Origin of the sequence: Thomasclavelia cocleata (assembly GCF_900102365.1) — a bacterium.
In the GTDB taxonomy this organism is placed as follows: domain Bacteria; phylum Bacillota_I; class Bacilli_A; order Erysipelotrichales; family Coprobacillaceae; genus Thomasclavelia; species Thomasclavelia cocleata.
On record NZ_FOIN01000011.1, the window covers coordinates 13,805 to 35,613 of the forward strand.

The 21,809-nt window shown below is 27.1% G+C and carries 21 protein-coding genes; 14 read left to right on the top strand and 7 right to left on the bottom strand.

The annotated features are described in order from the left end of the window. Positions 1-31: 31 nt before the first annotated feature. On the bottom strand, positions 32-646 hold the full coding sequence (locus BMW96_RS06135) for a peptidylprolyl isomerase (protein ID WP_092353551.1): 615 nt from the start codon (positions 644-646) through the stop codon (positions 32-34). A 136-nt stretch (positions 647-782) separates the two neighbouring features. Between BMW96_RS06135 and BMW96_RS06140 the strand changes: the two genes are divergently transcribed. The 5 genes from BMW96_RS06140 to BMW96_RS06160 all read left to right on the top strand — a co-directional run bounded on the left by BMW96_RS06140 (position 783) and on the right by BMW96_RS06160 (position 4,892). Further along, the gene (locus BMW96_RS06140; RefSeq protein WP_092353553.1) at positions 783-1,601 is read left to right on the top strand and encodes a pyridoxamine kinase; all 819 of its coding nucleotides are present in this window, start codon (positions 783-785) and stop codon (positions 1,599-1,601) included. Between the two features lie 13 nt (positions 1,602-1,614). Beyond that, positions 1,615-2,259, top strand: coding sequence for a TatD family nuclease-associated radical SAM protein (locus BMW96_RS06145; RefSeq protein WP_092353555.1), 645 nt, complete (start codon positions 1,615-1,617; stop codon positions 2,257-2,259). 54 nt (positions 2,260-2,313) lie between these two features. Continuing rightward, entirely contained in the window at positions 2,314-3,048 is a 735-nt protein-coding gene (locus BMW96_RS06150; protein WP_092353557.1) for a tyrosine-protein phosphatase, read from the top strand. Between the two features lie 49 nt (positions 3,049-3,097). Beyond that, positions 3,098-3,499 carry an MG284/MPN403 family protein gene (locus BMW96_RS06155; RefSeq protein ID WP_092353559.1) on the top strand — a complete coding sequence of 134 codons (402 nt, stop codon included), beginning with the start codon at positions 3,098-3,100 and terminating at the stop codon, positions 3,497-3,499. 76 nt (positions 3,500-3,575) lie between these two features. Next, positions 3,576-4,892, top strand: coding sequence for an NCS2 family permease (locus BMW96_RS06160; protein WP_092353561.1), 1,317 nt, complete (start codon positions 3,576-3,578; stop codon positions 4,890-4,892). Between the two features lie 28 nt (positions 4,893-4,920). Here BMW96_RS06160 and BMW96_RS06165 read toward each other — a convergent pair whose 3' ends face one another. Further along, positions 4,921-5,391 (bottom strand): TspO/MBR family protein, encoded by a 471-nt coding sequence (locus BMW96_RS06165; RefSeq protein ID WP_172471896.1) that lies wholly within the window; start codon positions 5,389-5,391, stop codon positions 4,921-4,923. A gap of 131 nt (positions 5,392-5,522) precedes the next feature. Between BMW96_RS06165 and BMW96_RS06170 the strand changes: the two genes are divergently transcribed. After that, on the top strand, positions 5,523-6,278 hold the full coding sequence (locus BMW96_RS06170; RefSeq protein ID WP_092353565.1) for an exodeoxyribonuclease III: 756 nt from the start codon (positions 5,523-5,525) through the stop codon (positions 6,276-6,278). A gap of 136 nt (positions 6,279-6,414) precedes the next feature. On the opposite strand, the gene BMW96_RS06175 is transcribed toward BMW96_RS06170, so the two are convergent. The 4 genes from BMW96_RS06175 to BMW96_RS06190 form a co-directional block, all read right to left on the bottom strand. Further along, positions 6,415-7,779: a sodium-dependent transporter gene (locus BMW96_RS06175; RefSeq protein WP_092353567.1), complete on the bottom strand. Its 1,365-nt coding sequence runs from the start codon at positions 7,777-7,779 to the stop codon at positions 6,415-6,417. Positions 7,780-7,916: 137 nt separating this feature from the next. Continuing rightward, positions 7,917-9,470 (bottom strand): amidohydrolase, encoded by a 1,554-nt coding sequence (locus tag BMW96_RS06180; RefSeq protein ID WP_092353569.1) that lies wholly within the window; start codon positions 9,468-9,470, stop codon positions 7,917-7,919. Positions 9,471-9,524: 54 nt separating this feature from the next. Further along, a complete protein-coding gene (locus tag BMW96_RS06185) occupies positions 9,525-9,908 on the bottom strand; it encodes a CoA-binding protein (RefSeq protein ID WP_092353571.1) in 384 nt (127 codons plus the stop codon). 176 nt (positions 9,909-10,084) lie between these two features. Continuing rightward, positions 10,085-10,594 carry a TetR/AcrR family transcriptional regulator gene (locus BMW96_RS06190; RefSeq protein ID WP_092353573.1) on the bottom strand — a complete coding sequence of 170 codons (510 nt, stop codon included), beginning with the start codon at positions 10,592-10,594 and terminating at the stop codon, positions 10,085-10,087. Between the two features lie 162 nt (positions 10,595-10,756). On the opposite strand from BMW96_RS06190, the gene BMW96_RS14650 reads away from it, so the two are divergent. Continuing rightward, a complete protein-coding gene (locus tag BMW96_RS14650; protein WP_257606848.1) occupies positions 10,757-10,891 on the top strand; it encodes a hypothetical protein in 135 nt (44 codons plus the stop codon). Continuing rightward, positions 10,888-11,859 (top strand): alpha/beta hydrolase fold domain-containing protein, encoded by a 972-nt coding sequence (locus BMW96_RS06195; protein WP_177165820.1) that lies wholly within the window; start codon positions 10,888-10,890, stop codon positions 11,857-11,859. Before BMW96_RS14650 ends, BMW96_RS06195 begins: the two co-directional genes overlap by 4 nt. Positions 11,860-11,965: 106 nt before the next feature. Here BMW96_RS06195 and BMW96_RS06200 read toward each other — a convergent pair whose 3' ends face one another. Further along, positions 11,966-14,788 (bottom strand): DEAD/DEAH box helicase, encoded by a 2,823-nt coding sequence (locus tag BMW96_RS06200; protein WP_092353575.1) that lies wholly within the window; start codon positions 14,786-14,788, stop codon positions 11,966-11,968. Positions 14,789-14,892: 104 nt separating this feature from the next. On the opposite strand from BMW96_RS06200, the gene BMW96_RS06205 reads away from it, so the two are divergent. From BMW96_RS06205 to BMW96_RS06230, 6 genes are all read left to right on the top strand, one after another. After that, on the top strand, positions 14,893-15,315 hold the full coding sequence (locus BMW96_RS06205; protein WP_092353577.1) for a very short patch repair endonuclease: 423 nt from the start codon (positions 14,893-14,895) through the stop codon (positions 15,313-15,315). Between the two features lie 444 nt (positions 15,316-15,759). Then, positions 15,760-16,962, top strand: a complete 1,203-nt coding sequence (locus BMW96_RS06210; RefSeq protein WP_092353579.1) for a DNA cytosine methyltransferase — start codon at positions 15,760-15,762, stop codon at positions 16,960-16,962. Between the two features lies 1 nt (position 16,963). Beyond that, entirely contained in the window at positions 16,964-18,481 is a 1,518-nt protein-coding gene (locus BMW96_RS06215; RefSeq protein ID WP_092353581.1) for a DNA cytosine methyltransferase, read from the top strand. Between the two features lie 14 nt (positions 18,482-18,495). Further along, the gene (locus BMW96_RS06220; protein ID WP_092353583.1) at positions 18,496-19,128 is read left to right on the top strand and encodes a hypothetical protein; all 633 of its coding nucleotides are present in this window, start codon (positions 18,496-18,498) and stop codon (positions 19,126-19,128) included. Between the two features lie 2 nt (positions 19,129-19,130). Continuing rightward, the gene (locus tag BMW96_RS06225; protein ID WP_157796049.1) at positions 19,131-20,567 is read left to right on the top strand and encodes an AAA family ATPase; all 1,437 of its coding nucleotides are present in this window, start codon (positions 19,131-19,133) and stop codon (positions 20,565-20,567) included. A gap of 3 nt (positions 20,568-20,570) precedes the next feature. Next, positions 20,571-21,788 carry an LlaJI family restriction endonuclease gene (locus BMW96_RS06230; RefSeq protein ID WP_092353585.1) on the top strand — a complete coding sequence of 406 codons (1,218 nt, stop codon included), beginning with the start codon at positions 20,571-20,573 and terminating at the stop codon, positions 21,786-21,788. Positions 21,789-21,809: the final 21 nt, after the last annotated feature.

Genomic DNA, 21,809 nt, shown 5'->3' on the forward strand with positions numbered 1-21,809 from the left:
AAGAAAAAGCCAATTTCGTTAAGAAATTAGCTTAGTCAGTTATTTTTACTGAATTGATTACTGGCTGGTTTGCTGCTTCTACAGTCCCGTTATTATCAGTTACTGGAACACTTGTAGCGATTTTATCTACTACATCCATACCTTCATATACGTAACCGAAAACGGCATATTGCCCATCTAATGATTCAGCAGTTTGGTGAACGATAAAGAATTGTGAGCTGGCACTATCATAATCTTGTGAACGTGCCATTGAAATTGCTCCACGAGTATGTTTTAATATATTATCAACTTCATTAGCGCTAAATTCACCTTTAATTGTTTCATCAGATCCTCCAGTACCATTACCCTCAGGATCTCCACCTTGGATCATGAATTCATTAATAATACGATGGAATGTTAATCCATCATAGAATCCTTGTTTTGCTAATTTAACAAAGTTAGTAACTGTAATTGGAGCTTCATCAGCATTAAGCTCAACTTTAATTATTCCATAATCTTTAACATCAATTACAGCATGATGATTACCGCTTAGTAAATCATCATTTTTACTACCTGCATCTTTTTTGTTTTCATCATTACTGCTGCCACATCCTGCTAATGTAAGGGCTAGAAGCATAACCATTGCAACTTTAAATATCTTTTTCATAATGTCTCCTTTTTAATGTTCTTCTTTATTATACAAAATATTACTATTGATTGTCCACATAAAAATAATTAAAACTGTCATGATTAATTTTAATAAAAATATGATAAAATTAAAGACAATGAAAAGGGGAGTATTTATGAGACAAAAAAGAATTGCTTTAATAAACGATGTAACTGGATATAGTCGTTGTTCAATTGCAGCACAATTACCAATTATTTCTGCAATGGCAATTGAATGTGTATTTGTTCCAACTGCAATTTTATCAATCAATACTTATCATTCTGGTTATTTTTTTGATGACTATACAGATAGAATGAATGATTATATTGCTACATATAAGAATATTAATTTAGAGTTTGATGGTATAGTAACAGGTTTTTTAGGTTCTGCTAAACAAATTGATATCGTTATTGATTTCATTAAGAATTTCAAACAGGAAAATACATTTGTATTAATTGATCCTGTAATGGGTGATCATGGAAAACTCTATCCTACATATACACTTGAGATGCAGGAAAAGATGAGAGAACTAATTCCATATGCATCAATTATGACACCTAATTTAACTGAATTATGTGCTCTTTTAAATCTTGATTATCCCCATGAAATACCGAGTTTTGAGGAGTTGTTTAAAATGTGTGAATTGTTAGCTAAAAAGGGGCCTGAGAAGATTGTTGTTACAGGAATCTGTATAAACGAAGAAATAATTAATTTTTTATATGAAAAAGGAAAAGATTATCGAATCATCAAAGTAAAAAAAATTGGTGAAGATCGCAGTGGTACAGGTGATGTTATTAGTGGGGTAATTGCTGGTAAGTATTTGTTAAATCATGATTTTTATCAAAGTGTAAAAGATGCAGCTGATTTTGCATCTAAATGTATTAGTTATAGTCAGGAAATTGGAGCTCATAATCATTTGGGATTATGTTTTGAACCATTTTTAAAAGAGTTATAAGGGAGGAAGAATAATGGTAATCTTGTATACAGTGTTTAAAAATAGTTATATTGATATTAAGGAGTTAGATGAATTAAAGGGAGTTACTTGTTATGTAAATAGTACTAATCGTTGTAGTTGTGCTTGTACTTTTTGTTTAAGGAATACTAAGGAAATGCTGGAGTCTAATTCTTTATGGCTAAAAGAAGAGCCTACAGTAGAAATGATTATTGAAGAATTTAAAAAATATGATTTGAATGATTTTAAAGAAGTAGTTTTTTGTGGATTTGGAGAACCTTTGACTCGACATGATGATTTAATGAAAGTAGCAAAGTATTTAAAAGAGACAAGAAATGATTTATTGATAAGAATAAATACTAATGGTTTATCGTCAGTTACTTTAAAAAGAGATATTACTCCTGATTTTAAGGGCTTAATTGATACTGTTTCAATTAGTTTAAATGCACCTGATAAAGAAGAATATTATCAGTTAACAAGGGCAAGATATGGAATTGATTCTTTTGATCATATGTTAGATTTTGCTAAAAAGGCTAAGCAGTATGTTAAAAATGTTATTTTGACAGTAGTTGATATTATTGGTGAAGAAAAGATTATAAAATGTCAAAACATAGCTGATGAATTGGGTGTTACGCTAAGAGTACGTCCTTTTGAAGAATAGTAAATTGAGTATCTGATATAGTTATGATATAATTCGATCAGTGAGGTAAGTTATATGATGCAATTAAGTCGAGAAGAAAGAATGTTGAAAGTAGAAAGTATGACAAATATTCGAGATTTAGGAGGTTATGAAACTCAAGCTGGATATTACACTAAAAGTCATAAATTTATTCGTTCAACTAATCCTGCAAAATTAACTGATGATGAAAAAATATATTTGTATAATTATGGAATTAGGGTACAGGTTGATTTGCGAAGTGACTTTGAAGTAGAACAGCAGCCTAGTTCATTAATTAATTATCATGATATTGAATATTATAATGTTAATTTAATGAAAGCTAAAGATTTGAATATATTACCTAAAGAAATAGCTAATTATCAAGATTTGGCAGGCTTTTATATATTTATGTTAGAGGCTAATAAAGAACAGTTTAAAGAAGTTTTTGAAATTTTTTATAATCATCCATATGATGCTATCATGTTTAATTGTTCAGCTGGTAAAGATAGAACAGGGGTTATTGCAGCTTTATTATTAGATTTAGCAGGTTGTCATGAATATGATATTGTTAAAGATTATTCTGAATCTTATGAGAATAATTTGAAACTTATTCCTGAATTAGAAAAGTTGATTGATGCTAAAAATCATGCTTTTCTAGAATCTGAACCGCGAATGATGATGAAGTTTTTTGATTATTTAAGGGGGCATTATGGTAGTGCTAAAGAGTATTTAGTAAATTGTGGAATGGATGAGGAAAAAATTATTGAAGTTATGGAAAATTTTATAATTTAATAAAGTAAATCTCTTATTTAATTTGTATATGATAATAGGAGGTTTTTTTATGAATAAAAATACTTTAACGTTTAAACAAAAGCAAGAAGCTGTTGAAAATATATTTAAACAATATCATCGAGCTAAATTAAAGCTTTATTGTTTAGAGAATATGAATTATTATCCCCAGATTAGCACAAGTATAATTAGAGAGACTAAAAATCATTATAATAAATCAGTTGCAGAACGTTTAAACAGCAGGATTGAAGATAAAGATGAATTGAGGAGTTTGATATCTTCTTTTGAGATAATTATTAAGGCTTTAAGTCCTGATAGTCAATTGATTATAACAAATGAGTTTGTTGAGCAAAGGGAAGATGAATGGTGGGTTGATTTTTATAGTCGAGCTACTTATTATCGGTTAAAAACCAGGGCATTAGAAGAAGTTTTATTTTATCTTAATATTACTTGAAAGATTATAACTTTTTTCTTGAAATGGATACAATTTAAGCTATAATTATATAGTATTTATAGAAGGAGAAAGAATAATGCTTGAAAAAATTTTTAAATTAAAAGAGAAAGGAACTACTGTTAGAACTGAAGTTATTGCAGGAATTACAACATTTTTAGCTATGGCTTATATTTTAGCGGTAAATCCTAATATGTTACAAGAAACAGGATTATCGTATGACAGTGTTTTCTTAGCAACTGCTTTATCATCAGGAATTGCAACATTAATCATGGGATTGGTTGCAAATTATCCAGTTGCTTTAGCTCCAGGGATGGGGGTAAATGCTTTATTTACATATACCTTAGTCTTTAGTATGGGTTATAGTCCAGCTGCTGCGTTAGCGGCTGTAGTTGTATCAGGGATAATTTTCTTAGTTATTTCTGTAACCGGAATTCGTAAAGCTATTATTAATGCGATTCCCCAACAATTAAAATTAGCAATTGGAGCAGGGATAGGATTTTTTATTGCATTTATTGGGTTAAAAAATGCTGGAATCATAGTTGGTAGTGAATCAACATTTGTTTCTTTAGGAAAATTAACTGATCCAGTTATTTTACTTGCTTTGTTTGGAATATTAATTACTATTGTTTTAATGGCTAAAAAGATTCCTGCGGCTGTATTTTATGGTTTAGTTATTACTGCGATTGTAGGAATTGTTTTTGGTTTGTTTGGAATTGAAGGAATGCCTGAAGTTCCTTCAGCAATTGTTTCAGTTGATTTAGATACAAGTGGTTTTGGAATTTTTATGAATGGTTTTGAGGAGTTATTTTCTCATCCTGATTGTATTGTGGCGTTATTTTCATTATTATTTGTTGATTTCTTTGATACTGCTGGAACTTTGATTTCAGTTGCGAATAAGACAAATTTAGTGGATAAAAATGGTGAATTAGCTAATATTGAACAAGCTTTGGTTGCTGATTCTACAGGTACTGTAATTGGTGGTGTTTTAGGAACTTCTACAGTTACTTCTTTTGTTGAATCAACTGCTGGTGTTGAAGCAGGTGGTCGTACTGGATTAACAGCTTGTACTACAGCAATACTATTCTTTTTAGCTATTTTCTTTGCACCAGTATTAAGTGTTGTAACAAGTGCTGTAACTGCTCCAGCCTTAGTAGCAGTAGGAATTTCAATGGCTAGCCAATTAGGTGGAATTGAATGGGATGATATTGTTTTTGCAGCATCTGGTTTTATTACTGTAATAATGATGATATTAACATATTCAATATCTGATGGAATTGCATTTGGATTTATTGTATACGGTCTTACTAGTGTTGTGGCTGGTAGAGCTAAACAAGTTAAACCGATTGTTTGGGTTTTAATTTTGATTTTTGTAGCTTATTTTGCGTTGATTTAATAAAAAAAGCTTTTCTAGGAAAGCTTTTTTAATTTCGTAAGAAAATCCAAAAATTTAGATATAAAGCAAATATAATCCATCCTAAATAGGGAAGTAATAAATATGCAGCAATTGGCCTTATTTTATAGAATAGACGAATTAAAATTATAACAGAGATATTTAAAGCTAGTAAAATTGCTAAGGCTAAGAGAAAATTTTGATAATTAAAAAAAGTAATTGGCCAAACGAAGTTTAATACTAATTGAAAATAGTAGAGAATTAATGCAGATTCTTTGTTATTATTATTGCTACGATGAATTAAATAACTTGAAAGGCCTATCATAACATATAAAACTGACCATACAATTGGAAAAATAAATCCTGGCGGAGCTATTTTGGGACGGTTTATTTTTTGATAAAGATTCATTGAATTCATTGTACAAAGTGCAATTGCTACACCAATCCCTAAAGATATAGCAATATTTAAAATAATGTATTTATATTTTTTCAATTTTATCACCATGATTATTATTAACAAATTATTAAAAAATATTAATAGGTGATAAAGATTGATGAAAGTTTTTTGTTTTAGAAAATAATACTTCTAACTAAAAATGCTTTCATGTATAATGAAGTAGTGAGGTTATTTAAATGAAATTATTATCGTGGAATGTAAATGGAATTAGAGCATGTATTACTAAAGGTTTTTATGATGTTTTAAAAGATAGTCAGGCTGATATTTTTTGTGTTCAAGAAACAAAAATGCAAGAAGGACAAATTGAATTAGAAAAGCATGGCTATTTTACTTATATGAATAGTGCTAAAAAGAAGGGGTATAGTGGAACTTTGGTGTTTTCAAAAATTGAGCCATTAAGTTATAGTTATGGAATTGGGATTGAAGAACATGATCAAGAAGGACGGATTATTACTTTAGAATATGAAAAATTTTATTTAGTTAATTGTTATACACCAAATAGTCAAAATGAGCTAAAACGTCTTGATTATAGAATAATTTGGGAAGATGCTTTTTTAGAGTATCTTAAAAAACTTGAAGAAAAAAAACCAGTTATTTTATGTGGTGATCTTAATGTCGCTCATCAGGAAATTGATTTGAAAAATCCTAAAAATAATCGAAAGAATGCTGGCTTTAGTGATGAAGAACGAAGTAAAATGACAACTTTATTAGAGAGTGGCTTCATTGATACTTTTAGATATTTGTATCCAGATTTGGAAGGTATTTATTCATGGTGGTCATATCGCTTTAATGCTCGTAAAAATAATGCTGGCTGGCGAATTGATTATTTTCTTGTATCTGATTGTTTAAAAGAATTAGTTAAGGATGCTTATATTTACACAGATATTATGGGTAGTGATCATTGTCCAGTAGGATTAAAAATTGATTTGTAAGATATAAACAAAGGAGATCTTGTGATGACACCTCTTACATTATTATCATTATATATATTGATAGGAGTAATAATATTTTTCTTTGGGTGTGTGGCTTACAATAAAATAAAAAACAAGTAATTTATTTTACTTGTTTTTATATTGAAATAACACCTAAAGTTGAAAGAATTGAACTAATTAAAATAATCATTAGACCAGGAACAACTATATATTTCATACAGAAAATATATGCTTTTTTACGTTTAAATTTAGAACTATATTCAACTTCATCAATAACAGTTTTGAATCCAGTTACTTTTATAATTAATAAACACGTACAAGCTGCTGAAATTGGCATCATGATAGAATTAGTCATAAAATCAAAGAAATCAAGAATACTCAAACCAAGTGGAGCAATAAAATCTAAAACCCCAAAGCCTAATGAGCAAGGAATACCTAAAATACATATTACTGCTAAAATAATAATACAGCATTTTTTTCTTGAAAAATTAAATTGATCTTGAATAACTGATACACAACATTCCATTAATGAAATAGCAGAAGTTAAAGCAGCAAATAAAACTAATAAAAAGAAAATAATCCCAATAATATTACCAAAAGCTATACTATTAAATACTTTAGGTAAAGTAATAAACATTAATGATGCTCCAGCGTTTAATGTGTCTGGATTACCACCTGAAAATGCAAAGACAGCAGGAATGATCATTAAACCAGCTAAAAAGGCAATCAATGTATCCATTATTTCAACTTGAGTAATTGAATGTTCCATATCTATTTCTTTTCTCATATATGAACCATATGTAAATAATATTCCCATTCCAATTGAAAGTGAGTAAAACATTTGTCCCATTGCTGCTACAACAGTCATAATTGAAAATCTTGAAAAATCAGGAATTAAATAATATTTTGCTCCTTCAATTGCTCCTGGAGTAAGCAAAGCATATCCAGCAATGAAAATAGCCATTATTACTAAAGTTGGCATTAAGATTTTACTACATTTTTCAATTCCCTTTTCAACCCCTAATAATACAACACTAAAAACTAGAATTGCAAATACTAATAACCAAAATACTGGCTGAATTGGTGAAGAAGCAAAACTAGTGAAATATACATCGTTTACTAAGCTGGCTGAATTATTAGTAATATATTCAAATAAGTATTTACATACCCATCCTCCAACAACACAATAGTATGGAACGATTAACATTGGAATAATAGCATTTAACCACCCACCAAATTGAAGTTTTTTGGCTCCTAATTGTTTATAAGCAACAATTGGACTTTTTTTAGTTTTTCTACCTAAGGCTGTTTCACTAATTAAAAGAGCAAAACCAAAGGTAATTGCAAGGATAAAATAAGTAAATAGAAAAGTACCACCACCATATTTAGCTGCTAGATATGGAAAGCGCCAAATATTTCCTAGACCGACAGCAGATCCTGCAACTGCCATAACATAGCCAAGTTGTCCTGAGAAGGTACTACGCTTGTTTTTTGTCTCCATTTCATTCTCCTATAATAAGTCTTGTATGATTAATTATAATAAAAGTAGAATATAAAAGTCAATTAAAGTGTAGAGATTTGTTGAATTTTTATAAAAAAAGCTGAAACGAATTCAACTTTCTTTAAAAAGTTATTTCATTACAGCTTCTTATTATAAACGACTTTACCATCTTTGATAGTTGTTAAAATATTAATTTTTAGGATATCATCAATTGCTATTTTACAAGGGTTTTTATCTAAAATAATTAAATCAGCAATTTTCCCTTCTTTGATAGAACCTTTGTATTTTTCTTCAAAATATTGATAAGCAGCATTAATTGTAACACCTTTTAGTGCATTATAAACTGAAATTTGTTCATTTTCACCTAATATTAGACCAGCTTTAGTTTCTCTTTTACAAGCACACCAAACACTTTCAAGCATATTTGGAAGAATTACAGGACTATCTTGATGAAAAGTATATGGAAGTTCTTGTTTTAAAGCACTGTGGATACATGAAATTTGATTAGCACGTTTGCCAAGATTTTTAAGATGGATATCTCCCCAATAATAAATATGATTAACAAAGAAACTTGGTATCATTCCAATTCTTTTCAATTGTGGTAATTGCTCAGGCTGTAATATTTGACAATGAATCATGACTGGACGAGTATTAGTAGCTTTTTGTTTAAAGACATCTAATAATTGTTTAGCTGCCATATCACCATTGCAATGAGTTAAAAGTTGAACTTGTTCTTGTAAAGCACTGTCAACATATTTTTTTACTTCTTTATCTTGATAGATAGGGTAACCGCAATAATCACCACTATCTAGATAGGGTCTAGATATCCAGGCTGTTTTACCTTGTGGTGAGCCATCGAGGAAGAGTTTGTAACCACCTAACTTAAAATGATTTTGATATTGGTGATATGAAGGATTATCTTGATAAAGTTTTTGATTGTCTTTAATATCAATATAACCAATTACATCTAAATATAATTTATTTTCTTTTGCTAATGAATCTAGTAGTACAAATTCTTCTTTTTTCATGAAGCCTTCTTGAACAGTAGTAATACCATAACTTGCATAGATTCCAAGAGCTTCTATAAGCTGTTTTTTTAAATCACCACTAGTACTGCTTTTTCCCGCAAAATCAATAAAAGCTCGTTCTTCAAGATAACCATTTAATTGATTATTTTCATCACGACCATATTTTCCACCATTTGGATCACTAACATTATTATCCAATTTAAATAATTGCATTGCTTTATGATTAATTACTCCCATATGACCAGATGTGTGTGAAATCATAACAGGAAAAGGAATATGATCAAGATCTTTAGCTAAAGGATGACGTTGTTCTTTTAAAAAATTATGGTCATAACCATAACCGATTAATAATTTATTTTTCTTAGGCTTAGTTATGTTTATAAAATTGTTGAATTGTTCAATAATTTCTTTAATACTAGTACTATTACTTAAATCAACTAGATTTAATGTTTTAGCTAATGATACAATATGACTATGACTATCGATAAATGCAGGCATTAAACATTTACCATGCAAATCAATTAATTCTGTATCATCAGGAATAGAATATTTTAATTGCTTGAAATCACCACATTTTTTTATAATACCATTTTCAATATAAATAGCCTCAAAATCAGTGTTTTCCATTGTTAGAATATCACCATTGTAATATAATGTTTTCATTTTTTGCCTCCTAAATATATTATAGCCAGTGATAATTAATTTTATGTAGTAGTTTTATATATCCTGACTTTCAACTAAAATACAATTAGGATAATAATTTATATTTGTATCTTTTATTAAGGAAATAAGATTGTCATCATAAGTTCCTGGTTGTAACCAAATATGATTTATTTCAAGTTTTTGACACTCCTTGGCATATTCGATACCAAACTTAGGATTAACAACAAATACTGCAACATCAATTTTTTTATTGACTTCACTTAAACTAGAATATGTAGTTATTCCATCAATATCTTTATATATTGGAGATATTCCAAAAACAGTCTTATTTAATTGTTTTAATCTTTGAAATATTTTATAGCCAAATTTATCATGATTATTAGTTACACCAATTACTGCAAAATTTTGGTAGTTTGTTAAAATATCTTTAGCATTCATATTGTTCTCCTTTTATTATTTATATATGGTTTATTGTATCATGGAGAAAAATGATATTAAAGATATATACAAAATGAATATATTGTATGAAATTTTAATTAGTAAAATAATTAGACCATTTTTTATATGCAAATTTTGAGAAAAATGATGAATTTTAGAATTGTTTATAGATAAGTTTATTTATTGATAGCTTGCATTTTTAAAATAGTATATATTTCATCTGCTGATTCCTGCATACCACGAGCCAGCCATTCTTCTATCCAGCCATAAATTCCATAAGAAACAAAAGCAATAGCATATGCTTCAACATTATTAGAAATGATTTTATCTTTTATAATTATTTGTTTAAGGGTATTTCTAAAAAGATAGAATAGTTTTTTTTGATAAAGCAAAGTATAAAAATCTTTATTTGTAATAAGATGTTCGAATAAACATTTTAAAATATTATCTGTTGTTAAATTTTTTGTTGAATTTTTATTTTCCCATTCTTTGATAATTAAAAGTAAGTATTGTTTTAAAATATCTTCTTTATTTTTGTAGTTACGATAAAATGAAACTCTGCCTACCTGTGCTTTAGATGTGATTTCACTTACTGTAATCTCTTCTAAGTTTTTTTCTTTTAATAAATTTAATAAGGCTGTTGTGATCTCTTTTTTTACATATTTATTTTTTTCTATATTATCCATGATGATACATTCTCCTAAGTTTTGTTTCATTTTTATAAATATATTGAAAATTCTAAGAATTATATGATACACTTGTTTCATCATTAATGATACATATGTTTCAACTAAATTCTAACAAAGATGTAAAAAACTAGTCAAGAGATATTTTAGGAGGTAATTGTAATGCAAATAACAAAATTACGGATATTTATTTTAATTATTATAAGTATTATTGCGTTTGTGTTAGGTAGAATGGTGGTAAGAGCGATTTTAAATTTTCTTGTGGGTGGAACATTGTTTAGAGGTGATTTTTTATGATATTAAACAAAAAGGTGTTTATATTGATATGTATTATCTTATTTTTTATTTTCTTTGCATTAGGAATAGGTTCAAAATTTTTATTGAAACCAGCATGGGCTAAGAAATACGAAATAGAATTTACAGATGAAATAGGAACATTATATACAGATTTATCTTATGGTGAAAAAGAAGCGAATAAATTTGATATGTATCTGCCTAAAGACAATACAAGAGATACTTATGGATTAATTGTATATCTTCATGCAGGTGGTTTTACTGCAGGAGATAAGGCTGAAGATAAACGAATGTTATCTTGGCTATGTTCAAAGGGGTATGTTGCTGTTGGTATCAACTATACACTTTTTAGTGAAGAAAATCCTAAAGCAAATGTTTATGTACAATCAATGGAAATAAAAGAAGCAATTTCAAAAGTTATTGAAGAGGCAAAGAATTATGGTTATTCTATAAATGAAATGGGAATTGCAGGAGGATCAGCAGGGCATACTCTTGCAATGATTTATGCTTATAGAGATGCAGGTATATCTCCAGTTCCAGTAAAATTATTATTTGGAGCAGTAGGACCATCAAGTTATTATACAGAAGACTGGGGTATATATGGATTTGATAAAAATACTGATGAGTCAAGGAAAGGAGCAGCTAGTCTTTTTGGTGTTATGGGTGGAGTAGAATTAACATCAGAAATGATTAAAGATGGAACATACATTGAAAAACTGAAACCAATATCTGCAGTCATGTGGATAGATGAAAATACTGTGCCAAGCGTGGTTGCTTATGGCAAACATGATAAAGTTCAGCCTTATAAAGCTTCACAACGATTATTGAAAGCGTATAAAGAACATAATGTAGATTATCAATATTTTGAATGTTCATATTCTGGTCATGGACTTCAAAATGATAATACTGTATATAAAGAATATATGGAAACTGTGGAGAAATATCTGAATAAATATATGACTATAAAATAAGAAGAATCTTGAGCAGTTAAGAAATATAAAATTATTGAATAATAAATGAATATAAAAATAAAAAGATTATAAGCTATTAAGATAGATCATAATCTTTTTTGATTAATTAAATATTGTTAGTAATATAATTAAAGAGTTCTTCTTTTATAGGTGTTTCTAATTTATATGTAAATTGAATTGCAGAATTTTTATTATCAGGAAGTTTTACATTAATAGGTTTATTTATGGCATGTAATTGTCCCATGTAATAGAATTCTTTTGAAGTAGTATCATTTTTGTTTTTTCTTACAAATAAATGAATTTGAATATGATTATTAGTTTCGTTATATATTCTTTGAATTTCATCAGAATCAATACTACGATTTGGTTTGGAAAAACAAATTAGAGTACTAGTATCGATAAAACGATGTGAATATTTACCGCCATGACCAGCATCATGATCATGATTAATAAATACTGGCATTGTATTAGTTCGCTGATCAAATTTATAACCACCGATATTAAGAGGAACAGCGTTTACTTCCCAATTTAATAAACGACATACATCTTCATAAGTATATTTTTGATATAAACATAGATCGGTGTTTTTATGTGGATTGCTGTAGTTTTGTTTGTAACGATTAATTCCAAAATCTATTACTTCAAGTAATTGATTTTTAAAAATATTATTTTGTAATAATTCAATTAATTGTGGATGAGTGTTTAAATTATTATCAATAAAAATGGCTTCTTGAAATGTTGCTTTGGCCCCACCAGTCGCGAATTCTTGCTTTAACTGATTAATTATTGGAAGATAATTTATTTCTTTAAATTCAATATTATATTCATTAAATAGCTGTTTCTTTAATAAAGTAATAATATTATTTTTATTTTCGATACATAATTTAATTGCTAATAGTTCATGAATACGTTTACCAACTGCAAATTTATTAGAAACATATTCAAGATATTTTTCTTGTAGTGGTGTGAATTTAATAGAATATTCTTTTTCATATTTACTGAGAAATTTGTGATATGAGCCTAAACTTTTATTTTGGAAAATTCTTAAAGGATCAATCGAGTTATATTTATCGAAATCTGATAAATTAGGAATTTTTCCTAATTTATATTTTAATTCCTGATAACTATCTCTAATTATTTTTAGATCATTAAACTTGGCTTGATCAATAGATTCATAGATTTTCTTTTTAGAAATTAAATCAAAATTAATTGTTGAAGCACCTGGTAATAATAAACTACCTTCATTTACAAATCTTCTTAGGCTATCTTTGTTGTATGTGTAATTACCACTTAAAGCAATAGGAATTAAGAAGTTCTTTTCATAATTGCCAATAAAATCGATAATTACAACATAATCTTTAGAAATATTTTTACGTAATCCCCGTCCTAATTGTTGTACAAAGATAATGGCAGATTGAGTAGGGCGTAACATAATAATTTGATTTACTTTAGGAATGTCAATACCTTCATTAAATATATCAACAGTAAAAATATAATCTAAAGTATCATTTTCTAATTTATCAATTGCTTTTTGACGTTTTGTTTCACTATCATCACCTGTTAGAGCAACTGTATGATAGCCACGTTGATTGAATAAATTTGATAGTTCAATTGCTTCATCTTTACGACTGCAAAAAATTAATCCCCGTACTTTATTTCCAGAATGACCATATAAGTTAATTTTATCAATAATATGATCAATACGAATACTAGTAACTAAATTATTGAATGATGTTTTATCATCAATACTTATACCATTAATAGAAATATCAGATATCCCATAATAATGAAAAGGACACAATAAATCATACTCCATTGCTTGTTGTAAACGAATTTCATAAGCTATGTTATAATCAAACGTTTTATAGATATCAAAGTTATCAGTTCTTTCAGGAGTAGCTGACATTCCTAATAAAAATTTAGGTTTGAAATAATTGATTAGTTCTTGATATGAATTAGCACCAGCACGATGCACTTCATCGATAATGATATAATCAAATGTATCAGGTTTAAACGTTTCACGATATTTTTGTTTATGAATAGTTTGGATTGTTGAAAAGATATAATCACTATCAATATCTTTATTACTTCCAGTAAAAATTCCAAAGGTATGGTTCATAATTAAATTTTTGAAAGTATTCATAGCATCACAAGCAATATTTTCACGATGAACAACAAATAACATTCTTTTAGGATCAACGTTTTTTACATCAAAAGCACTTAGATATGTTTTACCAGTACCTGTTGCAGAAATTAATAGGGCTTTATCCTTATAATCATTTCGCAATGCTTTTAGTGATGCTAGTGCTTCTTGCTGCATTAGATTAGGTTGGATATTTTGATGTTTAATAGTTGGTATAGCTATCTTAGGAACATATATTTTTTCATATTCACTGATCCATGATTTTGTTAAAGGGATAGAATGAAACCATTGCATATTAAATTCATCTATTATTTCTGTAACTATGTCATCACATATATTTGCTTTAATCTTAATATTCCATTCCTGGTTTGTTGATAATGCAGATTGGGTTAAATTAGAGCTTCCAACAATGATATCAAAGTTATTATTATGTTTAAAAATATATCCTTTAGGATGAAATCCTATTTGCTCATTTTCAAAAATACGAACTTCGATATTATCAAACATTAATAATTCTTTAAATACATTAGGATGATTAAATCCTAGATATGTTGATGTAATGATTTTACCCCTAATTCCTTTATCTTTTAAATCAATCAATGCTTGTTTAATTACTGCTAAACCAGATTTATTGATAAAAGCAATAGAAAAATAGAATGTATCACATGAATTTAATTGACTAATTAATTCATGTGATATTTTTATTCCTTGTTTGTAGTTGTTGGTTAGTAGTTTAGTTTTATTTGTGTTACTAATGAAAGTTTCAGATTGCAATAATGTATCCATGATATTACTCCTTGTAGTTATCAATAGTATAATGTATTTTAGTGACAATAACTAGCGATTTACTTTTATAAATGATAAAATATATTAAGAAATGGGTGATAACTATGGCAGATTGTATGACAAAAGAGCAGCGTTCAAGGAATATGTCACATATTAAAAGCAAAGACACTTCAATAGAACTAAAGGTTAGAAAGTATTTATACCATCATGGTTTTCGATATAGAAAGAATGTTAAAACATTACCTGGTAAGCCAGATATTGTACTTTTAAAATATAGAACTGTCATCTTTATTAACGGCTGTTTTTGGCATCATCATTTTAATTGTAAATATGCAACATTGCCAAAGACAAGACAGGATTATTGGCTAAAGAAAATTAATCGAAACGTTGAAAATGATTTAAAACATTATAAAGAATTAGAACAAATGGATTATAAAGTTATTGTTGTATGGGAGTGTGAACTTAAAGAGTGCTTTGAATATAGGATGGAGAAACTAATTGAGGAGATAATTGAACTAATTATATGAAGTTTAAACCAGAGTGTAATAAATTGTCTATTGTAAAAATATATAGTAATTCAATAGTTTCTATAAATAAGGTTATCTGGTCTTTAATATTTTTTACATTTTCGAGTACTAGTAAAATTATTTATATAGAAAATAAACGATAGATAGTAAACGTCGTTAAGATATTGTAGAGATATTGATATAGTAAAAAAATTTAGAAATTTTAAATAAAAATATCGAAATTCAAATTATAGTATGTTGCAGAAATGTGGAAAATATGGTATTATCAAAAATTATAGTTTAAGTAAAGTAAATAAGTATGATTTTAAATATTATTGTTAATAATCAATGAAATAAATTTATTGAAAATGTATTTGATAAAGAAACTAATATAAAAAAGAAGTATATTGTTTTAAATATATTAATATTTTTAGTTTAATTAAAATTTAATTTGGAGAGAGATAAATGAAATATAATTTTATAGATCTGTTCGCAGGATGTGGTGGATTAAGTGAAGGATTTTATAAAGAGAAGTTTAATGCATTAGCACATGTTGAAATTGATAAATATGCATGTCAAACTTTAAAGCGCCGTATGCAGTATTATAACTATAAAAATGCTGATTTTTCTGTTATTGAAGATGATATAACAAGTGAAAGTATTATTAGCAAACTTGATGAAAGGGTTGCTGGTAAAAGAGTGGATATAATTATAGGTGGTCCCCCATGTCAGGCATATTCTAGTTTAGGAAGAGCAAAGGATGAAAAAAGAATGCAAGAAGATCCACGGAATTTTTTATTTGAAAGCTATGTTAAAATTTTAAATCATTTTAAACCAAGATTTTTTGTTTTTGAAAATGTTTTAGGAATGTTGAATGCTAAAGTTGGTGGGAATAAAATAATTGATTTAGTTTTTAAATCACTAGAAGAAAATTATAAAGTTGTTTCAGATCCAGAAATAATTGTATTAAATTCAGTAAATTATGGGGTACCTCAAATAAGAAAAAGAGTTATTCTTATAGGTGTTAGAAATGATATTCAGATTAACCCTAAACAAGTATATAAGGATATAAAAAAAACACACTATAGTCCTGAGTTAGAAAATCAATCATGCAAAGGACTAAAAAAATATGTGACTGTAAGGGATGCAATTGAAGAACTTCCCAAATTGTTGCCAGGTGGTGGGGATAAAGAAATATATTTTGTTTCAAAAAAGAATAATGAATTTTTAAAACAAATAACTGATAATGAGAAAAATGTACTGTATGATCATGTTTGTAGAAATCATAATTTTAAGGATATTGAAAGATATAAACAAATGAGTGAAAATAATTGGACATTTAGTGAACTTTTAAAAAATAGACCAGATCTTTCTCATTCTAAAAGACGTGTTTTTGGTAATAGTTATGTTGTTCAATGGTGGGATTATCCATCAAAAACCATTATCGCTCATCTTTATAAAGATGGAAATCAATTTATTCATCCTGATAGTAAGCAAGGAAGAACGTTAACAGTAAGAGAGGTGGCAAGATTACAGTCTTTTCCAGATAATTTTATTTTTATGGGTTCTCGTACCCAACAATACAAACAAATAGGAAATGCTGTACCTCCCTTATTGGCCCAAGCAATTGCAAAAAGTGTTAAAAAGCATTTAAAGGAAGTGAAATAAAATGATATTTAAAACACCAATACAAAATTTATCAAAAACTGAAAAAAAATTTTTTAGAGAAAAAATAGATATATATATCAGATTAGTTGAAGTATTTTGTGAAAAAAATAATATAAATTATAGTGATTATAAAATAAATGAAATTTATGATTTCGATAAGGAATATAGAAAAATAGGTGTTCTTAGTTTAGATGAATATAAAAATGATCTCAAAGTATTTTTAGGTCCAAGTTATTATTGTTTTAAAAAAGCAGTATCATTTGCTATTGAGAATAAAGAGGAAATAAATCATTTACTATATAATCTTAATAATTATGAACGATTTCTTAAACAAAAGGAATTTTATTTAAATAATAAACCAACAGTAGTTGATTTTTTTTGTGGTGCTGGAGGGTTGAGCTTAGGATTTAAACAAGAAGATTTTAAGATAAAATTAGCAGTTGACATTGAAGACGTATGTATTGAAACTTATACATATAATCATCCTGAATTACCTAGCAAATACATTATAAAAGAGGATATAAAAAATATTATTGGTGATGTTGACAAGTATATAAAAGGCGATATCGATGTTGTAATTGGTGGTCCACCTTGCCAGGGATTCAGTGAAGCTAATAGACAGAGGATAATTGATGATCCAAGAAATAAATTATATAAGTATTTTGTAAAAGCTGTTGAAAAAATATCTCCTAAATATGTAGTAATGGAAAATGTAAAAGGCATGCTGAAAGTAGCAAATCAAGTAGTTGAAGATTATAAAAATATTAAAACAGTTGTAAATGGTTTAGAAATTGGATATATAGCTGATTATAAAATTTTAAATTCAGTTAATTTTTCTGTTGCTCAGAATCGGGAAAGATTAATATATATAGCAATAAGGGAAGATATTGTAAAAAATAAAGCTGTTACACCAGAAATGATTTTTGAAAAAATTATAAAGGATTGCGAGAATAAATCGCATTTTAATTTGGAAGATGCATTAAAAGATATTAAAATTTTGGATTCAAATTTTGTAAAAAATACAAATGAATTAGATAATGAAAAATCTGGAAAGAAAATAGATATTAATTATTTTGAAAATGAAAAAAATAAATATTTAAATTTAATCAATATGGGTGAGAGTATACCTTATATATTTAATCATAAGGCTAGATATTGTAGTCCGCTTAATTATGAAATATATGGTAAACTAAATCAAGGTGATAATGCAACTGATGAAAAAATAATGGATATTATGCCATATGCACACAGAAATCATTGTTTTAAGGATAAGTATTTTAAACTTATTGCTGATAAACCTTGTAGAACAATAACTGCACATATGCGAATGGATTGCCATTCTCATATACATCCTTATCAGATTCGTAGTATTACTCCACGTGAAGCAGCTCGTATTCAGTCATTTCCAGATAGTTATCTTTTTTTAGGTCCTTATTTGAAAACTTATATGCAGATTGGAAATGCTGTACCACCAATGATGTCTAGAGGAATAGCACATATTATAAAACAATATTTATAAACTGGAGATGGATTATGGAAGTTATTCAAATTATAAAGAAACTCAACAATACAGAATTAGGAAAAAAAAATACACATGAAAGTTATATTTTAGTAAATAGAGGGTTGGATATTTCAGATTTATTTAAAAAAACTAATGTGCCACTGCAATTTATTTTTAAAAAAAATAATAAAGAAGTGATAACCATTCGGAAAACAGAAGGAAGAGAGACAAGGATTGTAGGCTTAGGACCTTTTTATAGGAAATACAATTTAGAAGCTGGTGATGACATAATTTTAGAGAAGAGAATTGGTAAAACAGAGAATAATTTTTATATCGATTTTAAAAAAAATGCTGATAAACTATATTTACAAAAAACTAGAGGATTATTTCAAGTTCTTACAAATGATCGTTTATCTTTGTTAGATAATACTTTTTTAATAATAGATAGCGAAAGCAAAAAAGTTGAACTAAGGTGTATAAAATCATGTATGAAAAGATCTGATTCACCTGAAGAAACTAAATTGTATGACTTTTTATTAGGGGGTATGAGTATTAAAGATAGATATATTAATAATGAAATAGTAGAGTTATCAGTTATAAATGGTAGGATAAAAATATTTAAGCCGATTCTTTGGAAAAAGATAGTTCTTGAATGGGAGGGATAAAAATGACTAAATATTTCATAGTAACAGTTGATTCATTAGTAGATACGTTTTCTATAGTTAAAGCTGGTAGCAATATTTATGTTGAGTTTAAAACTAATGATAATAATATTTTTAATACTATTGAAAAAGGAGACAAAATACTAGGAATATATAATAATTGTGTAAAATACATATTTATTATGCAAAAAGTAACTGAAAAAGATAAAATTGTATTGAAAAAATATCTTGAGTTTGATAATGATATAAAAATTGATGAAATATATCAAAATTATGAAATTAAAGAAATAAATAAGGAAGAGTTCAATAGAATTTATAATGAGATTTTATTAAATTTGAGTATTGATATTTCTTATCTCTACGAATTAGAAAATAAAGAATTTACCCTAAAAAAAAATAATAATATCATGAATGAAATCGATTATAATCAAATAGTATATGGTATTCCTGGCTGTGGAAAAAGCTATCATGTTGAGAATAAAATTTTGAAAGAGGTTGATAAAAATAATAATGTTATTAGAACAACTTTTTTTCCAGATTATTCTAATAGTGATTTTATCGGACAAATTTTACCTTTTGTAAAAGATAAAGATGTTACATATAAATATGTACCAGGACCGTTTACTAAATCTTTAGAAAAAGCTTATAAAAATAAAAATGAAATGTTTTATTTAGTTATAGAAGAAATTAATCGAGGTAATGCTGCTGCAATATTTGGAGATGTGTTCCAATTATTGGATAGGTTAAAAAAAAATAGTGATGATGAACGAGTTAAAGGTGATAGTGAGTATCCAATTTCAAATGAGTTTATTGAAGGGTATTTAAGACAAGAAAAAGTTAATTTTACACCTGAAAGAATACACATTCCTCATAATTTGGTAATTATTGCAACTATGAATACTAGTGACCAAAATGTATTTCCTTTGGATACTGCATTTAAACGTAGATGGAAAATGGAGAGAATTACTAATACATGGGATGAAAATCATCCATTTGCTAATTACTATATTCCATTTACAAATATCACTTGGAAAAATTTTGTGGAAACAATAAATGAAAAGATGTTAGAATTAACTAGTGATGGTTTGTATTTAGAAGATAAACAGCTTGGAGAATATTTTGCAAATGAAGAAATGTTTATTAAAAATAAAGCTGACGCATATATTGTAAATGATGAAAATGAGAAAAAATTAAAAAACTTTACTTATAAAGTAATTGAATACTTATACAATGATGTATTTAAATTTAATAAAGATAAATTCTTTAAAGAAACAACGATAAGCTTTAATAAGTTATGTGAAAGTATTATTAAATTCAATGAAAAAAAGACAGAATATATAGGTATGATTGAAACCTGTATGGACGTTAATTTTGATGTATCAAATGATGAGGGAATAGAGGATGTCATAATAGAACCAACTGATGAAGTAGCAGGTGAATAGAATATGATTGCTCAAAATGAAGTTGAATTAATACATGTAAAAGAATCTAATAGATTTATAGGAATAAAAATAAACAATAGCAAAATAGAGGTTCATGTACCACAAATATTTCACAAAAATGTTGATGAAAAAGTGTATCATCGTGATTTGTTAAAGTTTCTAAAAAGTCTTTCATTGGTAACTGCTATGAGTGAGGATATTCAGATAAGTGATAATGAGTTAGTTGGGGAAATGTGGCCTATTGAATCATATTTATGGATGATTAATGATTTTTTTGAAAATGGTTATTATTTCAATCGTGAAAAGAAATATTATCATGATAATAAAGGTAAAATAGATTGGAAAAGAACACTAAGAACAACTCCAATATACTCAAATGGTAATATTATATATGATAAATTAATTACTTCAAGAGTATCTGCAAGTGATGATAAAATTGCTCAGATTTATAAAATTTGTTTATCTATTAGTTTGAAAAGAATTGGATGGATTTATAATTTGAATTTTAAAGTTGATGTACAACAACATATGTCAAATCAAATAATGATATATAATATACAAAAAGAGTTGGAATCAACCTTTGATGATGTTAAAAGATTACGTTTTAGACATATGTTAAAAGTAATTAGAGATATAAAAAGAGACAATGCTTTAAGTAATAAATCAACATTTGGTATTACAAATTACTATTATGTTGTTGAAAGAATGATTGATAAAATCTTTAAGGGTATAAGTGCAAAACAATTAAAAGTTTACAATCCGTATGGATGGTGGGAAGTTGAAGGAAAAAAAACAAAGGCTTCTTTACTAAGACCAGATACTATTTATGAGCAGAATGATAATATTTATATTATTGATTCTAAAATGTATAAATATGGATATACTGCTAAAAAAAGCGATTTACCACAAACTTCCTCAATACTGAAACAAATTGCATATGGTGACTTTGTAAAAAAAATGCATCCTGGTAAAAATGTTAGAAATGTATTTATTATTCCATATGATAAAGAACTAAATGAGTTTAAGTTATTAAATAAATCAAAAGTTTTAGAATATATAGGTAAAGCAAGCGGTGAATGGAATGTAAATGATGTCGAACATAATAGTATTTATACGTATGTCATTGATTATATGTATTTATTAATGAATTATAATAATCCTAATAATACATTAATCGATGAATTGTGCTCTTCAATAGAAGAATATATCTCTAAAAAATAAATTTAATTTAATATGAAAAGA

Coding starts and splice junctions, on each gene's coding strand:
- BMW96_RS06210 (WP_092353579.1), top strand. CDS start 15,760: ATGAAATATAATTTTATAGATCTGTTCGCAGGATGTGGTGGATTAAGT.
- BMW96_RS06230 (WP_092353585.1), top strand. CDS start 20,571: ATGATTGCTCAAAATGAAGTTGAATTAATACATGTAAAAGAATCTAAT.
- BMW96_RS06175 (WP_092353567.1), bottom strand. CDS start 7,779: ATGGAGACAAAAAACAAGCGTAGTACCTTCTCAGGACAACTTGGCTAT.
- BMW96_RS06225 (WP_157796049.1), top strand. CDS start 19,131: ATGACTAAATATTTCATAGTAACAGTTGATTCATTAGTAGATACGTTT.
- BMW96_RS06185 (WP_092353571.1), bottom strand. CDS start 9,908: ATGAATGCTAAAGATATTTTAACAAACTACCAAAATTTTGCAGTAATT.
- BMW96_RS06140 (WP_092353553.1), top strand. CDS start 783: ATGAGACAAAAAAGAATTGCTTTAATAAACGATGTAACTGGATATAGT.
- BMW96_RS06145 (WP_092353555.1), top strand. CDS start 1,615: ATGGTAATCTTGTATACAGTGTTTAAAAATAGTTATATTGATATTAAG.
- BMW96_RS06180 (WP_092353569.1), bottom strand. CDS start 9,470: ATGAAAACATTATATTACAATGGTGATATTCTAACAATGGAAAACACT.
- BMW96_RS06135 (WP_092353551.1), bottom strand. CDS start 646: ATGAAAAAGATATTTAAAGTTGCAATGGTTATGCTTCTAGCCCTTACA.
- BMW96_RS06195 (WP_177165820.1), top strand. CDS start 10,888: ATGATATTAAACAAAAAGGTGTTTATATTGATATGTATTATCTTATTT.
- BMW96_RS06170 (WP_092353565.1), top strand. CDS start 5,523: ATGAAATTATTATCGTGGAATGTAAATGGAATTAGAGCATGTATTACT.
- BMW96_RS06220 (WP_092353583.1), top strand. CDS start 18,496: ATGGAAGTTATTCAAATTATAAAGAAACTCAACAATACAGAATTAGGA.
- BMW96_RS06150 (WP_092353557.1), top strand. CDS start 2,314: ATGATGCAATTAAGTCGAGAAGAAAGAATGTTGAAAGTAGAAAGTATG.
- BMW96_RS06205 (WP_092353577.1), top strand. CDS start 14,893: ATGGCAGATTGTATGACAAAAGAGCAGCGTTCAAGGAATATGTCACAT.
- BMW96_RS14650 (WP_257606848.1), top strand. CDS start 10,757: ATGCAAATAACAAAATTACGGATATTTATTTTAATTATTATAAGTATT.
- BMW96_RS06160 (WP_092353561.1), top strand. CDS start 3,576: ATGCTTGAAAAAATTTTTAAATTAAAAGAGAAAGGAACTACTGTTAGA.
- BMW96_RS06155 (WP_092353559.1), top strand. CDS start 3,098: ATGAATAAAAATACTTTAACGTTTAAACAAAAGCAAGAAGCTGTTGAA.
- BMW96_RS06190 (WP_092353573.1), bottom strand. CDS start 10,594: ATGGATAATATAGAAAAAAATAAATATGTAAAAAAAGAGATCACAACA.
- BMW96_RS06215 (WP_092353581.1), top strand. CDS start 16,964: ATGATATTTAAAACACCAATACAAAATTTATCAAAAACTGAAAAAAAA.
- BMW96_RS06200 (WP_092353575.1), bottom strand. CDS start 14,788: ATGGATACATTATTGCAATCTGAAACTTTCATTAGTAACACAAATAAA.